Annotated in this window: 2 protein-coding genes; both read right to left on the bottom strand. The window is 74.9% G+C overall.

Annotation, left to right across the window (positions count from 1 at the left end; translation table 11 throughout):
- Window positions 1-112: 112 nt before the first annotated feature.
- Window positions 113-1,294 (bottom strand): ADP-ribosylglycohydrolase family protein, encoded by a 1,182-nt coding sequence (locus tag B9S61_RS02940; RefSeq protein WP_103540777.1) that lies wholly within the window; start codon window positions 1,292-1,294, stop codon window positions 113-115.
- Between the two features lie 7 nt (window positions 1,295-1,301).
- On the bottom strand, window positions 1,302-1,615 hold a 314-nt coding region (locus B9S61_RS02945), incomplete at its 5' end, for an ADP-ribosylglycohydrolase family protein (RefSeq protein ID WP_374936174.1).

Consider the following 1,615-nt stretch of genomic DNA (forward strand, 5'->3'; position numbering starts at 1 on the left):
GCCTCGGGGCCGCCCGCCGCTCGCCAGCGGGCGGCGACGGCCGAGGGCTCGCGGCCGTCCAGGGACGCCTGGCGCAGTTCGTGGCCGATCAGGTCCTCCGGCTGGACCCAGGTCAGTCGGAGCAACCCGGGCCTCCCAGTTCCGCGACGGCCCGCTCGTGGGCGCGGCGGCGCTCCACGTCGCGGGTGAAGATCTCGCGGGTCACCCCGGTCAGCGTGACCCCCGGTTCCCACAGGTCGAGGCGGCTGGCCTCCGCCACCGTCTTGGACCAGTCCTCCGGGACGGGCGAGCCGAGGGCGCCGGTCACGGCGCCGGCCATCGTGGCGATGGAGTCGCAGTCGCGGCCGTAGTTCACCGCGCCCAGCACCGCGTGCCGGAAGTCGCCCCCTGCCACCACCACCATGCCCAGGGCGACCGGGAGTTCCTCGACGGAGTGCAGGCGGGACGGGCGACGCGCGCCCAGGGAGGGGGAGCGGTAGTCGGGGCCCACGGTGTCGTACGGGGCCACCGCCTCCCGCAGCGGACGCAGCGCCGACTCGAAGTCCGTATGGCGCGACGCCGCTTCGCAGACCTTCTCGATCGCGTCCCGCGTGCCGTCCTTCGCCAGGGACAGGGACGCGGCGACCACCGAGTCCGCCGTCGCGCCCGGTGCGCAGGCCGCCGACACGGCCGCCGCGAAGACACCGGCCGCCTCCCTGCCGTACGACGACTGGTGGGCGCCCGCGACGTCGAGCGCCTCGGCGTAGGCGGCGGCCGGGTGGGCGGCGTTGACCAGTCCGACCGGGGCCATGTACATCGCGGCCCCGCAGTTGACGATGTTGCCGGTGCCCGCCTCGCGCGGGTCGATGTGACCGTAGTGCAGCCGGGCCACCAGCCACTTCTCGGCGAGGAAGATCCGGTGCAGCGGGATCGTCTCCGCCTCCAGCTCCGGGATCCAGCGCGGGTTCGTCATCAGGTCCCGGACCAGGTGGCCGGCGACCGCGTAGGCGTCCAGATGGTCGCGGACCGTCGCGTACACCCGGACCAGCGCGTGCGTCATCAGGGTGTCGTCGGTGACGTGTCCGTCACCCTTGTGGTACGGGGCGATGGGGCGGGCGGTGCGCCACGCGTCGCCGTTCCACGGGCCGACGATGCCGTGCACGCGCCCGCCGTGGCGCTCGGCGATCTGCTCGGGCGAGTACCCCTCGACCGGTCCGCCGAGGGCGTCCCCGACGGCCGCTCCGACGAGGGCGCCGGTGATCCGCTCGTCCAGCGGTGGACCCTGGGGGCCGGTTCGTGCGTCTTCGCGCGTCATGTCTGCATCATCCCTCCGTGGGATTCGGGTACGCGGCTGCCAGCAGCCCGGCGAGTTCCACCAGGTCGGTGCCGGTGAGCCGGGGGAGTACGCAGCCGGAGAGGACGCGGCAGCTGTCCCGCCACGACGCGGGGACGGCCGTGCCACCCCCCAGGGCTCCGGTGAGGGCGCCGGCGAGGGCCGGGGCGGAGTCCGCGACCCGGGACAGACAGGCCGCCGCCGGGACCGCCTCCGCGATCCTGCCGCCGGCGGCGACGGTGAGCGCGAGGGCGACGGGAACGGTCTCGGCGGCGGCGATTCCGTAGCTGTACACGTGGTCGA

This window comes from Streptomyces sp. SM1, from assembly GCF_002910825.1.
GTDB lineage: Bacteria > Actinomycetota > Actinomycetes > Streptomycetales > Streptomycetaceae > Streptomyces > Streptomyces okerensis.